16 protein-coding genes are annotated in these 14908 nt (G+C 52.9%); 6 read left to right on the top strand and 10 right to left on the bottom strand.

From position 1 onward, the window contains the following. Positions 1-150: 150 nt before the first annotated feature. Positions 151-699, bottom strand: a complete 549-nt coding sequence (locus tag B3Z23_RS14285) for a hypothetical protein (RefSeq protein ID WP_294911316.1) — start codon at positions 697-699, stop codon at positions 151-153. 479 nt (positions 700-1178) lie between these two features. Here B3Z23_RS14285 and B3Z23_RS14280 point away from each other — a divergent pair, with 479 nt between their 5' ends. Next, the gene (locus B3Z23_RS14280) at positions 1179-2387 is read left to right on the top strand and encodes a type II restriction endonuclease (RefSeq protein ID WP_294911314.1); all 1209 of its coding nucleotides are present in this window, start codon (positions 1179-1181) and stop codon (positions 2385-2387) included. A gap of 38 nt (positions 2388-2425) precedes the next feature. Here the strand turns inward: B3Z23_RS14280 and B3Z23_RS14275 are convergent, their stop codons facing one another. Beyond that, positions 2426-3847 carry a DNA cytosine methyltransferase gene (locus tag B3Z23_RS14275; RefSeq protein WP_294911312.1) on the bottom strand — a complete coding sequence of 474 codons (1422 nt, stop codon included), beginning with the start codon at positions 3845-3847 and terminating at the stop codon, positions 2426-2428. Between the two features lie 280 nt (positions 3848-4127). On the opposite strand from B3Z23_RS14275, the gene parS (B3Z23_RS14270) reads away from it, so the two are divergent. Then, positions 4128-4571 (top strand): type II toxin-antitoxin system Xre/ParS family antitoxin, encoded by a 444-nt coding sequence (gene parS / locus B3Z23_RS14270; protein WP_294911910.1) that lies wholly within the window; start codon positions 4128-4130, stop codon positions 4569-4571. Positions 4572-4838: 267 nt separating this feature from the next. On the opposite strand, the gene B3Z23_RS14265 is transcribed toward parS (B3Z23_RS14270), so the two are convergent. Beyond that, on the bottom strand, positions 4839-5141 hold the full coding sequence (locus B3Z23_RS14265) for a putative quinol monooxygenase (RefSeq protein WP_294911310.1): 303 nt from the start codon (positions 5139-5141) through the stop codon (positions 4839-4841). Positions 5142-5201: 60 nt separating this feature from the next. Next, the gene (locus B3Z23_RS14260; RefSeq protein WP_294911308.1) at positions 5202-6218 is read right to left on the bottom strand and encodes an NADP-dependent oxidoreductase; all 1017 of its coding nucleotides are present in this window, start codon (positions 6216-6218) and stop codon (positions 5202-5204) included. A gap of 90 nt (positions 6219-6308) precedes the next feature. Here B3Z23_RS14260 and B3Z23_RS14255 point away from each other — a divergent pair, with 90 nt between their 5' ends. Further along, a complete protein-coding gene (locus B3Z23_RS14255) occupies positions 6309-7211 on the top strand; it encodes a LysR family transcriptional regulator (protein WP_294911306.1) in 903 nt (300 codons plus the stop codon). Between the two features lie 180 nt (positions 7212-7391). Here B3Z23_RS14255 and B3Z23_RS14250 read toward each other — a convergent pair whose 3' ends face one another. From B3Z23_RS14250 to B3Z23_RS14235, 4 genes are all read right to left on the bottom strand, one after another. Next, positions 7392-8378 (bottom strand): aldo/keto reductase, encoded by a 987-nt coding sequence (locus B3Z23_RS14250; RefSeq protein ID WP_294911303.1) that lies wholly within the window; start codon positions 8376-8378, stop codon positions 7392-7394. An 18-nt stretch (positions 8379-8396) separates the two neighbouring features. Further along, positions 8397-9443, bottom strand: coding sequence for an NAD(P)-dependent alcohol dehydrogenase (locus tag B3Z23_RS14245; protein WP_294911301.1), 1047 nt, complete (start codon positions 9441-9443; stop codon positions 8397-8399). 22 nt (positions 9444-9465) lie between these two features. Further along, positions 9466-10677: an MFS transporter gene (locus tag B3Z23_RS14240; RefSeq protein WP_294911298.1), complete on the bottom strand. Its 1212-nt coding sequence runs from the start codon at positions 10675-10677 to the stop codon at positions 9466-9468. Positions 10678-10810: 133 nt separating this feature from the next. Then, complete coding sequence (locus B3Z23_RS14235) at positions 10811-11161, bottom strand: cyclophilin-like fold protein (RefSeq protein ID WP_294911296.1); 351 nt, start codon at positions 11159-11161, stop codon at positions 10811-10813. A 230-nt stretch (positions 11162-11391) separates the two neighbouring features. Here B3Z23_RS14235 and B3Z23_RS14230 point away from each other — a divergent pair, with 230 nt between their 5' ends. After that, entirely contained in the window at positions 11392-12291 is a 900-nt protein-coding gene (locus B3Z23_RS14230) for a LysR family transcriptional regulator (protein ID WP_294911293.1), read from the top strand. 89 nt (positions 12292-12380) lie between these two features. Here B3Z23_RS14230 and B3Z23_RS14225 read toward each other — a convergent pair whose 3' ends face one another. Next, positions 12381-12893, bottom strand: coding sequence for a GNAT family N-acetyltransferase (locus tag B3Z23_RS14225; protein ID WP_294911290.1), 513 nt, complete (start codon positions 12891-12893; stop codon positions 12381-12383). A 181-nt stretch (positions 12894-13074) separates the two neighbouring features. Between B3Z23_RS14225 and parS (B3Z23_RS14220) the strand changes: the two genes are divergently transcribed. Both parS (B3Z23_RS14220) and B3Z23_RS14215 read left to right on the top strand, forming a co-directional pair. Then, complete coding sequence (gene parS / locus B3Z23_RS14220; protein ID WP_294911909.1) at positions 13075-13518, top strand: type II toxin-antitoxin system Xre/ParS family antitoxin; 444 nt, start codon at positions 13075-13077, stop codon at positions 13516-13518. Next, positions 13515-13973, top strand: coding sequence for an RES family NAD+ phosphorylase (locus B3Z23_RS14215; RefSeq protein WP_294911288.1), 459 nt, complete (start codon positions 13515-13517; stop codon positions 13971-13973). Before parS (B3Z23_RS14220) ends, B3Z23_RS14215 begins: the two co-directional genes overlap by 4 nt. 148 nt (positions 13974-14121) lie before the next feature. Here B3Z23_RS14215 and B3Z23_RS14210 read toward each other — a convergent pair whose 3' ends face one another. After that, complete coding sequence (locus B3Z23_RS14210; protein ID WP_038017198.1) at positions 14122-14907, bottom strand: SDR family oxidoreductase; 786 nt, start codon at positions 14905-14907, stop codon at positions 14122-14124. Position 14908: the final 1 nt, after the last annotated feature.

The raw sequence follows: 14908 nt of genomic DNA, 5'->3' as shown, positions 1-14908 counted from the left end.
GTACCAACACCTTAGCAGAGCCGTTTAACCGGTGGTAGGGGGCAGCCCCCGGAAACTGAGGTTGTGTGATAATCCGCCGCATAGCAGAACAATCGCAGAGTACTGCCGGGGCTGTTGCACACTGGCAGTACCTGATCAAAGGGGATAAGATCAGAAGTGGTTAATCAGCCAGAACCCGGCCGTCAGGCCAAAACTGCGCATGTTAAAGAACCAGAAGAACACAAACAGGCAGAAGGTCGGGTGACCGCGCTCACGGCTTTTCGCCTGATGAAACTCACGGAATTTAAACATCATCAGCAAATTCACCAGCAACAGTACCAGCAGCGGCGCGTAAAGTTTCGGGAACGGCATAGTGAACAGCCCAAGCCCGTAGTAATCCCGGTAGCTTTGCAGGAATTTCAGGCTGCTGACAATTTCAAACGCCAGCAACAGCATCAGTATAAACGGCGTTATACGGGCATAGATAAACCTGGCCGCGAAATTATCCAGCGGCAGCGGGGGGCGCTTCGGGGCTGAGCTGCGAGCGGGTTGTACGGAAGGTGCCGGAGACGGCGATGGACTCTGTGATGGCAGGCTGGTTTTTGGCTCACCGGCCCAATTCCCCGGGTTATCATGCCGGTCCGCGGCACGTTCTTTTTCGGCACAGGACGGGCAATAATCATTACTGATCTGCTGATGACATTTGGGGCAGGTTTGCATGCAACATCCTTTCTGAAGCGTGAGACTGGCTCAGTGAAAGCCCGGCCTGTAGCTGCCGGAACGAAAAGCGTTTTATGGTTGTCGGCAAATCATCGCATGGCCTATAGCGGAAGGCAAATGAGGGGGGGGGAGGGATAAGAGATATTCAACATGGATGGTTCGATTCAACTGGTCAGAACCTGGCGGTAAGAGACAAACGCTGTCTGGCTGAATAGCTAGTTCTGCAATATCCTTAGCTGAGTGGGGTGACTATCTATACGCCGCTGAAAAAACTGCTAGCTGAGTATAGGAGAAATTGCACTATACGTGCCGTTCTGAGATGAATTCAAGGTTGCTTACTGTAATACAATGTTTTCGACCTCGATGAATAACGAAGTGATCACATGTACTGATGTATTTGCCATCTGCTTATTTTTTTCAGGGATTATTTGTGTAAGGATAAATCGGATGTGAAACCCAGAAAAATCTAAGGGATTGTAATGTCCGGCTTTCAGAACTGGTTGCTTGGTAAAGCATATGATAACTATTTTCTTTTTATAAAACGTTTATCAGCGAATGATACCGGGGCAACTGGTGCTCATCAGGTGGGGCTCTATATCCCTTCAGACATTGTTTCAGCATTACTCCCATCCATAGATCATACCCGCGAGCAGAACCCCTCAGTTTACCTTAATGCACATGTTTCCTCGCATGAGTGCCCAGACCGCGAAGTCAGGGCCATTTACTACAATAACCGTTTTTTTGATGGTACGAGGAATGAAAAACGGATCACTCGTTGGGGAAGTAACAACCCGCTTCAGGATAAGGAGAATACCGGCGGTCTGGCGCTGTTAGCATTTGAACTCGATCCTGAAGGTGGTGACTGTAAGAGTATCGATATCTGGGTATGCAGTAGTCTGGAAGAGGAGGAATTTGCCGAGTCCATTCTAGGAGAGGTGACTCCGGGAAGTCAGATAACCGGTAAGGGAAGTAAAGTCTTAGGTGGTCTTGCGGTACGCAATACGGAGGTAAATCACAAATATGAACTTCCTGAAGAGTGGAAGGAATACTTCCCGAGTGGCAATGAAATCATCAGTTACGCTTCAAAGCATTATACTAAGACGTCAAATAATCCTGATGTGCAGCTTATAGACAGACGCCGTATTGAGTACGATATTTTTCTGCTGGTCGAAGAGCTGCACGTTCTGGATATTATCCGGCAGGGTTTCGGGTCAGTAGATGAGTTCATTGCTCTGGCCAACTCAGTGAGTAACCGTCGTAAATCCCGCGCCGGGAAGTCTCTGGAGTTACATCTTGAGCATCTGTTCATTGAACATGGTCTGAAGCACTTTACCACTCAGGCTGTCACTGAAGGTAAAAAGAAACCTGATTTTCTGTTTCCGTCAGCCGAAGCCTATCATGATAATGCGTTTCCTGATGAACATCTTCGCATGCTGGCTGTCAAGACGACCTGTAAGGATCGCTGGCGTCAGATAGTGAATGAGGCTGACAGAATCAGCCAGGTGCACTTGTTTACGCTACAGGAAGGGGTATCGGTAAACCAGTATGAAGAGATGCGCGGGGTCGGTGTCAGACTGGTCGTGCCATTATCCTTACATAAAAAATATCCGGAGGAGATCAGGGACGAGCTGATAACTCTGGGGGATTTTATCCTGGAGTTACTGACTCTGTATTCGGACCTCAGTTGAGTCAGGTTCCCGGTACACTGATACCGGGAACTCTGGCGTTATTTATCTTTCCTGGCTTGAGCCGCTTTCAGTATATAAGGTTCCAGTAAACGGGCGACAGCCTCGAAAACCGGGACTACAACTGAGTTACCAAACTGACGGTAAGACTGTGTGTCTGATACAGGGATACGGAAAGGTTTGCCGTGTGGAGTTTCAAACCCCATCAGCCGGGCACATTCACGCGGGGTAAGTCTGCGTGGACGTTTCACCTGGTTCTCTTCATTACTGAAGTCAGCTTCCCCGACAGCTTTATCCCATCCTCTGTCGATCAGAATTTCAGAGCCATCTTTGTGGTAACGGGCGGAAAGAGTACGGGCAACGCTATCCGGATTTGCAGGGTCGACGAGACCAAACCCGAATCCATTACCTTTTGCTGCATGTTTTTTCGCGTAGTTATAAAGGTATTCCCACAGTTTAGGAGTGAGGATATATTTGCTGTCGACTACCGGTTCCAGCAGGTCACCGAAAGTAGGGCGTTTCTCAGGGTAGAAGCGCCCGATATCACGAAGAGTAAAATCTTTGTGCAGATTCAGATCGCGGCGGAAGCCGACCAGAACGATACGCTCGCGGTGTTGTGGCAGGAAATTTTTTCCGTCGATCACTTTAGGGTCACTCTTACCGACATCGCCAGCGTCAGCCACTTCGTAACCGAGTTCATCCAGGGTTTCCATAATGACCTTGAAGGTCTTGCCCTTATCATGACTTTTCAGGTTTTTCACATTCTCAAGGACGAATACGGCCGGTTTTTTTGCGCGGATGATACGTGCGACATCGAAGAACAGGGTACCCTGAGCCTCGCACTCAAACCCGTGCGCACGGCCGAGGGAGTTTTTCTTACTGACACCAGCAAGGCTGAATGGCTGACAGGGGAATCCCGCCAGGAGGACGTCATGATCCGGCACATGAGTGTCGATGTGAGCATATGCATCAACTTCAGAGACATCGGGCTTATCACTGAGAGTGACTTCACGGATATCGAGATTGAAGTTGTGGGCATCTTCGTCGTTATACCAGTTAGCTTTGTAGGTACGTACGGCTTCTTTATTCCATTCACTGGTGAAGACGCACTGTCCGCCAATGGTTTCGAACCCTTTGCGGATCCCCCCGATGCCAGCGAAAAGATCAACGAATCTGAAGGCATAGTTGGGATGATGTGCAGGGGGAGACGGGAGCATTTTCCTGAGTAATGCTTCTTCAGCGATGGTTAGTGATTTAGGCGCCGATTTACCGTTGATCCAGCGATTGATGGATTCTCTGCTCCAGTCACTCTTGCCTACTTTCCTGAGCAGTTCGGCGACATACTTCTGGTCATATATCTGCAGAACCTGCTCGATAAGTTTCTTATCGTTATCCTGTTGTTTTTTTTCTTCGATTTCTGCTTTTTCCAGCAGGCTTTGTGCCAGTAATTCAAATTCAGACATGATGCATCCTCGGGTGTTATGGGTGAAATCCTATCACTCATTTGACCCAGAGGGAAATGTTTATCTGTTTATTTAACCAGTGTAGTGTATTTTTGATCCAAGATGCAGAAGTAGCAGGTGTCTGGGATGTTGTTACTAAGATCCTCCGTATTGAGCCAATGTCGGGAACATCTAGGTTTACCAGCTATTTTTCTCTCCACCCCATCCCCCCGCTAAAAACCCCATCACTTCTGTTCCATATGGTATAATTAAAAAACCAAATGGAGGGTTCGCTATGACTATGAAAGTGTTTTCGCCTTCGGTGGCCCGGGTTCCGCCGGCTGACCTGTGGAGCGTCGTCGGGCTTGAGGTGCTGGATGGGATCGCGCTGATGGGCAGAATCAGCGAGGGTCTGGAAGGGGATGGCGCCAGGCGTTTTTCTGACTGGACCAATATTCCGGCCAGTGAACTGCGTAAAATGTCGGGTATCCCTAACACCACCTTTAACCGCAGCATTAAGGCCCGGTTTACCGCCGACCAGAGCGAGCGAATTATCCGGGTGATCCGGGTGCTGGCGCGGGCCATTGAACTGTTTGAAGGGGACAAGGAAGCCGCTAACCAATGGCTGAATGAAAAAAATCGCGCCCTTAACTGGCAAAAGCCTGCTGATGTTCTGTCGTCAGAAACCGGGGCGCTGGAGGTGATGCGACTGATTACGCGGATTGAGCACGGCGTTTATTCATAATCCTCCAGGTCCCGCGACTTCGGCCAGGGTAAGGGCTCCGGTGATCTATCTTGATACTGCATTAGAGGGCTGACGCACTGCGTGTTTACCGACTGGCTTATTTTTGCTGGATTATCAATATATGGTCAGCCTCGGAATCCTTTCGTTGCCTGACATGATTTCCCTGTCGGCTATTTCTCTGGACATGGAGAAAACCATGTCAAAGTTATCCTGCCTCCTGACCGAATAACAGTGGCTGCAGAGAAACCGAATCAGGTGCCAGCCAGATTAATTTTCCATCAGGTCTCGTTCATTCAGGCCATCGTATTTCTGGACATCACTTTGCATATGATTACCCCATTTATTGATGAAAGCTCCGGTGTCCGGAGCCTTAAGATGATTACTGAGCGCTGCCTGGTCCGCCCAGCGCTCGGTGATCAGTAATTTTCCAGACGGCAAATCAATGACTGCCGTGTCATAGGATATGTTGCCAGTACGTTGACGAGTTATATTGGTTAGCGCTGCTAAATCATCCAGAAAAGGTGTTAGTTCAGCGGGGGGTAAGTACACATAACCGGTTACTATGATCATAAATTGTTCCCTTTCCCGCTGCCCTGGTTGGTGGATATTTTAAACCGGGGCTGGGATATTTCAGTTAACTGTAAGTACTATTTTTCCCTGAATATTGCCACGCGAAGCACGCTGGTGTGCTGCTGTAGCGTCCGACAGAGGAAAGATACTGTCAGTCACGACTCTCAACACGCCGTTTTCAAGCAACCGGCCTGCGTCTTCAAGTTGTTTGCCGCTGGAGCGAACCTGCGTCGATGAAACAGTGATGCCGAGCCGGGTTGCTTCATTGTGTCCGGTGAAGCCCAGCGGGTTAACCAGGTAAAGTGAACCGCCAGGCCTGATGATATTCAGAAACCTGTCCATATTTGCACCGCCCACGGCATCGATAACAAGATCAACATTCTGCGCGGCGGTGTCGGCGGCCTCACGGGTGTAATCAATAAAATCTTCAGCACCCAGTTCGCGTAAAAGGGATTCATGTTTGCCAGAGGCGACTGCTATCACCCGTGCGCCTCTCCATCTGGCAACCTGAACGGCAAGATGACCTACGCCACCCCCTGCGCCATTTACCAAAACCGTTTTACCTTCAAGCTCTGTGGGAACATGCTTAAAAGACTGAAACGGGTTTGGGGCATCATGGCCCGTTTCAATGAGAAACTGCCAGACGGTCAGAAGTGACATGGGTAGGGCGGCGGCCTGGACATGATTTAACCCGTGAGGTTTTAGCGCAAGCTCACTGGCAGGAACACAAACGTATTCCGCATAGGCACCACTGCCTTTCATCAGGTCTTCCGGGAACCTCACCATGGCATAGACTTCATCGCCGATGCTAAAACCGGGGGTGCCCTTACTGACTGCCGCAACGACGCCGGATACATCAGTACCCGGGATCAGCGGAAATACGGGGTCTGGCTGCCACTCGGGTGGCAGTGTGCGATAACCGTCCCGCAGGTAGAGATCCGGTGGGTTGATGCTCGCCGCATGCACCCGTACCAGGACTTCCCCGTCCTTGGGTTCCGGACGAGGAGCATCTTCGTAACGTAGTACGGCTGGCCCACCAAATTCATGTAGTCGTATAGCTTTCATTATTTCTGCCATTTCTGTTCTCCTGATATGAATTAAACGAAAGAAATGGTATGACTGTTCCTGGACATTGATAATAGCGCTCTGATTCGTTTCACTTATGCCATGAAAGATAAAATGGGTTTTGAAAGCCTTACCGGGCTTATTGCATTTGCACGTGCAGGAATGTTGGGGAGTTACACTGCCGCAGCCCGGACGCTCTCTGTATCTCCCTCTGCTGTGAGCAAAAGTATTCAGAGGTTGGAGCAGCATCTCGGTATCTCACTTTTCACACGTACTACACGGTCGCTCACGCTTACGCCAGAAGGCCGCGAGCTGCATGAACGAGTACTGAAGCTGTTACGGGACGCTGAAGAGATCGAGCAGGCAGCGAAAACTGCCCGTGCTGAACCTGCAGGCACGTTACGCATTGCCGCCTCAGTTCCGGTAGGCTTGCATATGCTGGCTCCCCTGTTGACGCAGTTCCGTCTGCGCCAGCCAGCGGTGAAGATTGACTTGCGCCTGAACGACGGGTATGTGGGCTTCATTGAAGAGGGAATTGATATAGCGTTACGAATTGGCGAGCTCCCCGACTCAGGGCTCCTGTCGCGTCGCCTCCCGCCTTACCGGCTTTGTTGCTATGCTTCTCCGGATTATCTGAATAAAAACGGTTTACCGCGGCATCCCGGCGAGCTGATAAATCACGAAACTGTCAACCTGCGCTACCAGAGTACAGGCCAGCTGTTTCGCTGGCCGTTTAATACCGGAAAACACGAGATCGAAATTCTGCCGCCATCAGCTATGGTCATGGATGCAAGTGAGGCAGTGCTGACGACTATTGCGGCAGGTGCAGGAATTGGTATGGCTGCAAGTTTTATGGCTGCTTCCTGGACAGAACGTGGGATGTTAATCCCTGTATTGTCTGAGTTTGCAGTAGAACGGCATAATCTGACAGTACTCTGGCCCGAAAGCCGCCGTACAAATCCTGCAGTGCGTGCCTTTCTGGATATGTTATTTGATTCTCTGTGACAGGGTGCCCGCTTAGCTGCATCCTTTCATCCAGCTTGCAACTGATTCATAGCATCAGCTTAGAGCATGAAGCGGACATCTAAGAATTAAGGAAAAGTACAACATCTTCATGTAACCAATTTGGCTGAAATAACCTAATTACCGACCCGAAGGCCGGTAGTAGTTAACCCTGATAAAAGTTTACCATGCGTAGGCTTCAGGTGCTTCCCCGCCCGGTCCCGGCCAGATGGTATCCAGCCTTTTGAGCGTATCGTCTGAAAGAGACAGCGTCAGGGCATTGAGATTCTGACGGAGCTGTTCTGCTGTACGCGGGCCACTGAGCACGGCGCTAACTACCGGGTTCTGCAGTAGCCAGGCCAGCGCGACGTCTGATGGTGTTTCCCCCAGCTCATCACACAGTGTTTCCCAGGCCTGCAGTTGCGACCGCAGGCGGTTGATTTGCGCCTGCAGTTGCGGTGTTGCCCGACGGCCACCCGCAATTTTCTTCAGAACTCCACCCAGCATCCCCATTCCGACCGGGCTCCAGGGGATCAGGCCAATGCCGTAATGACGCAGCGCCGGAATGACTTCCAGCTCAACCGTGCGCTGGGTCAGGTTATACAGACTCTGCTCAGAGGCCAGCCCCAGAAGATTGCGCGCGTCAGCCTTGCACTGTGCAGTGGCAATATCCCAGCCGGCAAAGTTACTGCTGCCCACGTAGCTGACTTTACCCTCACGGATCAGCTGTTCCATGGCCTGCCAGATCTCTTCCCAGGGGGTGTTCCGGTCGATATGGTGCATCTGATAGAGATCGATATGGTCCGTTTTTAGCCTTTTCAGGCTGGCCTCACAGGCCCGGCGGATATGGTAGGCAGACAGGTATTTGTCGTTCGGCCCTGTGTCCATCGGCTGGTAAACTTTCGTGGCCAGCACTATCCGGTCGCGCTTGCCGCTGCGTGCCAGCCAGTTACCGATGATTTCTTCAGATGTCCCGTACCCTTTTGCCATATCCGGTGACTGCGGCCCGCCATAGACGTCAGCGGTATCGAAAAAGTTGATACCCGCATCCACGGCTTCATCCATGATCCTGAAGCTGGTTGGCTCATCGGTCAGCTCACCGAAATTCATGGTACCGAGACCGATGCGGCTTACCCGCAGGCCGGTACGACCCAGATGTTTGTAGTTCATGTCAGCTGCTCCTTATCATTAAGCCAGGGTGGTGTTATCCATGACAAACCGGTAATGCACATCGCCTGTGAGCATGCGCTCATAGGCGTCGTTAATCTGATCGGCGCGGATAAGCTCAATATCGGCGACAATGCCATGTTCAGCGCAGAAATTGAGCATCTCCTGCGTTTCAGGAATGCCGCCAATCATCGACCCGGCAATCGACCGGCGCTTCATGATGAGGTTGAACACTTCCGGTGAGTCATGCGGCGTGGCCGGCGCACCTACCAGGGTCATCGTGCCATCACGTTTCAGCAGCGCAGTGAACACGTCGAGGTTATGCGGCGCAGCAACGGTGTTGAGGATAAAATCGAAGCTCTTTACATGGGCTTCCATTTCGCTGGCGTGACGGGAGACCACCACCTCATCTGCACCAAGCGCCCTGGCGGCATCACGTTTGGACTCAGACGTGGTAAAGGCCACGACATGGGCGCCCATGGCGTGCGCAAGCTTGATCCCCATATGCCCCAGTCCACCGATACCGACCACTCCGACCTTTTTGCCGGGGCCCGCCTGCCAGTGACGCAGCGGTGAGTACGTGGTGATACCCGCACACAGCAGCGGTGCCACGGCGGCCAGTTGCGCTTCCGGGTGAGTGACGCGCAGGACATAGCGTTCATGCACCACAATCTGCTGCGAATATCCGCCCAGCGTGTGGCCAGGCGCGTCCGGCGTCGGGAAATTGTATGTCCCTGTCATATGGTCGCAGTAGTTCTCCAGTCCGTCGTCACAGTCACCGCAGTGCCGGCAGCTGTCAACAATGCAGCCGACCCCCACCAGGTCCCCTGCACAAAAACCGGAGACGTGATCGCCAACGGCCACTACACGACCGACAATTTCATGTCCCGGTACGCAGGGATAGAGCGTTCCGGCCCATTCAGCGCGTACCTGGTGGATATCCGAATGGCAGACTCCGCAGTACGCGATATCAATCTGCACATCATGGGCACCGGGGGGGCGACGGGTGATATCCATCGACTCCAGCGGCAGTGTGCCCGCATGGGCACCGTAAGCCTTGACTGTCATGGCATTACTCCTGGGTTTATGATTAGTTTGCGGCAGAAGTATCTGCGCGCGAGGTCAGAAAGATCAGTACGGTTGCGATAATCAGCATCGCGGCGCTGGCCAGGAAGGTGCTCTGGTAGCCGTGATGGTCGAAAAGCAGGCCGCCCACCGTCGAACCGAGAGCAATGGACAGCTGCACCATCGCCACCATCAGTCCGCCGCCCGCTTCGGCGTTCTGCGGGAAGGTACGCGGAACCCATGCCCACCATCCCACCGGTGCGGCAGTGGAAATCAGCCCCCATAGCCCGAGCAGTGCGGTCACGATAGCCACCTGGCTGCCGAAGGCAATCAGTGCCATCGCGGTGATGGCCATCAGCACCGGGATAGCCATCAGGGTTGGGTAGAACCCGCGTTTCAGCACCCGGCCAATCAGGGTGGTGCCGATAAAACCTGCGACACCGATAACCAGCAGGACCAGGGTCACCGTTGCGGCATCCACTCGTGTCACCGTCTCAAGGAAAGGCCGAATGTAGGTAAAGAGCGTGAACTGCCCCATAAAGAAGATCCCCACACCCAGCATGCCCAGCCTGACCACCCGACGACGAAACAGCGTGAATACGTTGCGGGAAGCCGCCACCTGACGGGTGACCGGCATGGAAGGCAGACTGAGTAATTGCCAGATAAACGCGATGATGGCGACCGGCACCAGGCAGAAGAAGGCCCCCCGCCAGCCAACCACCGACCCGAGCCAGCTGCCCAGAGGGGCAGCCACGACGGTAGCCAAAGCATTGCCGCTGTTGAAAATAGCCAGCGCCAGTGGAACTCGATGCACCGGGACCAGACGCATTGCCGTCGCGGCCGACATCGACCAGAACCCGCCGACCACGATACCAATCAGGGCTCTGCCCGCCATGTAGATCAGGTAATTGGGTGCCATCGCAATAACAGCACCGGAAATCGCCATAATGCAGGTCAGGCCGAGCAGCAGCGTTTTCCGGTTAAGCGTGCCTGCCAGCACGGAAATAAACAGGCTGGTTACCACTGCAAATGCCCCGGAAATAGCGATGCCCTGTCCGGTCATACCTTCGGTGACATGCAGGGTCTGCGCCATAGGTGTCAGCAGGCTTACCGGCATAAATTCAGAAGCGATCAGGGCGAAGACGCACAGCGTCATGGCAAAGACGCCACTCCAGTGCGCGGGATGTTTCCCGCTTTCGGGGATTTTTTTTCTGTTCTCGTCTGTCTTATTACTCATTCAGAGATTTCTTTTTAGTAGATAACAGGAAGTCTGCGCCCGGGAGCCTTCAGCGCTGCAGTAAGACCTGAAACGGCATACGGGGACGGGACTGTGATAACAGGGATAATCGCGGTGCGGAAGGTGCTGCGGGTCAGTTGGCGACCCTGATTTGCACCGCAAGAGGTCCGTGGCGTTGCAGGACAGGCAGTCCGGAATCCACTTTCCCTAACGGGATAAGTGAACGGGCGTAAGCTCTGCCCTCGGCAAAAACAGCCAGGTTACCCCAGGGCGCGTAGTAAGTGATATCTCCGGCTTCCGGCGTCATGCCGTCCGGTGCCTGTGCCGTAGACAGTCTGCGCGGCAAGTTGCTTATGCGCTCAATAACGTCATAGTCTTCCAGCGTCAGGCTGAGGGGAAGCAAAGACGCAAAGTCCCGGCCTGTCGGGGTATCAAAGAGGGTGGCGGTGGCGGTTTCTCCCTCCACAATGATCTCAATTTTCATAAGCGTCTCCTGCGCCACTCCCCGCTCGTTGTCACCCGCCATAGCGGACTGCGTGAGGTAAAGCAGGCCGGCAAGGAGCAGTAGCAGCGACGTTCTGCGGTAAGCGTTTTGCATAAGGGTTAGCGTTGACTTTTTCATCGCATTATTGTTACCAATATGCAGCGGGTTAACTAGCTAATGAATACTTAATGACCTTATAAGTTAATTTTATAAATAGATCGGAAACGAACATGGCCAGACGCAATCTCAACGACTTACTCTCTTTCATCACCGTGGCACGGGAAGGCAGTTTTACACGCGCTGCCGCGCAGCTTGGGGTGACCCAACCTGCACTGAGCCAGGCGATTTCCGGACTGGAAGAAAAGATGCAAATCCGCTTGTTGACCCGGACCACGCGCAGCGTGTCGGTGACTGCCGCCGGGGAGCGTCTGCTGCAATCGGTGGGACATCGTATTGATGAGATTGAAGCCGAACTGGACATGTTGACGGCATTGCGTGATAAGCCTGCGGGGACCGTCCGTATTACCTGTGGACCCAATGTCCTGAAGACCACGCTACTGCCAAAGCTGACACCACTATTACGCGAATATCCGGATATTCAGATTGAGTTTGACGCCAACCACGGGTTTAGGGATATCGTTGCTGATCGGTTTGATGCCGGTGTGAGGCTCGGAGACACCATCGACAAGGACATGATAGCCGTACCCATTGGTCCGAAACTGCGCATGGCGGCTGTAGCTTCTCCTGAGTATTTTGCCCGGTGTGCAGCCCCTCAGACGCCACGCGATCTTATGCAACACTGCTGTATTAATGAGCGAATGGTTCAATCGGGGAAAATTTACGCCTGGGAGTTTGAGCAGGAAAACGGTAAATTTCATGTTCGGGTTGAAGGGCAACTGACGTTTAACACATCGGAACACGTTGTTGACGCAGCTCTTGCCGGACTGGGAATTGCCTTTTTACCTGAAGAGGAGTTCGGTACCTGTCTGCGGGAAGGAAAACTAATCCGGGTGCTTGAAGATTGGTGCAGGCCTTTTCCCGGTTACTATCTTTATTACCCCAGCCGTAAACAGCCTTCCCCGGCGTTTTCACTGGTTGTGGATGCGTTGCGTATTAACCGGAAAATTTAACGCTGAATTATCTGGTCAATATTTCAGGAACGAACGTAAACGTCCGCTCCCGGCACCATGCGGACGATTTACACACATTCCCACTACAGTTAAGGGCGCGGAATGCTAAGTTCATAAACGACGCATGGCTCATCGTAATGCTGTTCTATTGCCTTATAGGTCATGCCTAAGCGTTGCATCACTCGCTGAGAGGGGATATTTTCGGGGTCGGCAACAGCCACTAAATAATCTGCGCCTATGTGCTCTGCCGCAAAATCAATAATCGCTTCAGCCGCTTCGGTTGCATAGCCTTTGCCATTATGTTCCGGAATAAGCCGCCAACCAATCTCCAGGGGGGCACCCTCAACGTTTGCCAGGTATTGGAGACAGGCTGCTCCAACAACAACTCCGGAGGCTTTCTCTTTGATAGCCCACCATGAAAATCCATATTTATGCCATCGGGACTGAACACGTCTTATATTTTCCCTGGTCTCTTCTGGCGTTTTAACAATACCCTTGTTGATATACCGCATTACTTCGGAATCGTTATCCATCACCCTTAAGCCTTCATAGTGTGAGTCATTATAGGGTTCCAGCTTTAAACGCGTAGTCTCTAAATTCATCTGAGAGTCCTTTTTACCTGGAAACAATACGTTCGGTTAATTTCTCCACATAAAACAACATAGCACGATATCAGCAGTATACGCTTCTGGCACATAACCCCACATCATACCCACTAAAAACCCCATCACTTCTGTTCCATATGGTATAATTAAAAAACCAAATGGAGGGTTTGCTATGACTATGAAAGTGTTTTCGCCTTCGGTGGCCCGGGTTCCGCCGGCTGACCTGTGGAGCGTCGTCGGGCTTGAGGTGCAGGATGGGATCGCGCTGATGGGCAGAATCAGCGAGGGTCTGGAAGGGGATGTCGCCAGGCGTTTTTCTGACTGGACCAATATTCCGGCCAGTGAACTGCGTAAAATGTCGGGCATCCCTAACACCACCTTTAACCGCAGCATTAAGGCCCGGTTTACCGCCGATCAGAGCGAGCGAATTATCCGGGTAATCCGGGTGCTGGCGCGGGCCATTGAACTGTTTGAAGGGGACAAGGAAGCCGCTAACCAATGGCTGAATGAAAAAAATCGTGCCCTTAACTGGCAAAAGCCTGCGGATGTTCTGTCGTCAGAAACCGGGGCGCTGGAGGTGATGCGACTGATTACGCGGATTGAGCACGGCGTTTATTCATGATCCTCTACCGGCTCACCAAAACCCGCTATCTGTCGTCTGCCTGGTCCGGCCTTGGGGCGAAAGAAGCCGGTGGCCGTTGGAACAGTGTCGGCACCGCGATGGTTTATCTGTCGGAGACGGCGTCACTGACCATGCTGGAAACGCTGGTGCATCTGAATGCCCCTCAGCTAATGGGGTCATTTACTCTGCTGAGTATTGAGGTGCCGGATAATCAGATAATGTTATTTGATCAGGATATGCTGCCGGACGACTGGGCTGCCGAAGATGCCCCGGCCATTCTGGCGCAATACGGCGACGACTGGGCAGCAGGTGCTCAGTCGGTGGCGCTGCGTATCCCAAGTGCGCTTTCCCCGGTCGAAAATAATTTTCTGTTCAATCCGCTTCATCCTTCAGTGGCTGGCCTGATGCCCACTGTGCGGGCCATCCCGTTGAGTTTTGATTCCCGCCTGAAATAGTCCGTCTTACGGGCGGTCAGCCACAGCTAGCCATCGATAAACCGCTAACCGAAAGAGGGGAGTTTTATAGCCCTGGCCTCTCTGTCGGTTCCCGGCAGAAAGGCCACGATAACAGCGGCAGCCCCGGCATTGCGGGCTGCCAGATTATTCAGACGGAAGGGATTAATCCGCCATCGACGCGGATAACGCTGCCGGTGATATAGCCCGCCGGTTCTCCGGCAAGGAAGGCGGCAGTCGCACCATATTCCACCGGGTCGCCGTAACGTCCGGCAGGAATGGTTTTGCGGCTCTGTTCAGCCACCTGTTCGGCGGTGGTATTTTCACGTCCCGCTTTCAGTGCATCCAGCTGGCCGACACGGTCAGTGGCGATACGCCCCGGAACCATCACGTTTACCGTGACCCCTTTTGCAGCCACTTCACTGGCGAGGGTTTTTGACCAGCCAAGCAGGCTCATACGCAAAGCATTAGACAGTGCCAGGTTAGGAATCGGGGCAATCACCCCGGAGGAGGTGCTGGTGATAATGCGTCCCCAGCCCTGTTCCAGCATGGCCGGTAACACCTTATCTGTCAGTTGAATTAGTGAACCCACCATCAGCGAAAACTGGCTTTGCCAGACGGCGGCATCGGTTCCGGTGGCGCGGGCCGGTGGTGGCCCACCGGAGTTATTGACCAGAATATCAATATTGCCCCACTGCTGGCGGATACTCTCCAGAGTCTGGTCAAAATCCTGTGGTGCCGCCAGGTCCAGAATCCAGGCCTGTGCGGTGCCACCCTGTGCCGTGATCAGGCTGACAGTCTCTGCCAGTTTATCGGCATTACGACCGGTGACGGCCACCCTGACACCTTCCTGTGCCAGCGAAAGGGCGATTGCCCGGCCCAGACCGCTGCCTGCACCACAAACCAGTGCGACACGCTGTGCTATTTTTAAGTCCATA

Source organism: Tatumella sp. UBA2305, from assembly GCF_002345795.1.
Classification (GTDB): Bacteria; Pseudomonadota; Gammaproteobacteria; order Enterobacterales; family Enterobacteriaceae; genus Tatumella; species Tatumella morbirosei.
Note: the sequence above shows the minus strand (reverse complement) of the source record. Positions and strands in the feature narration are given on the sequence as shown.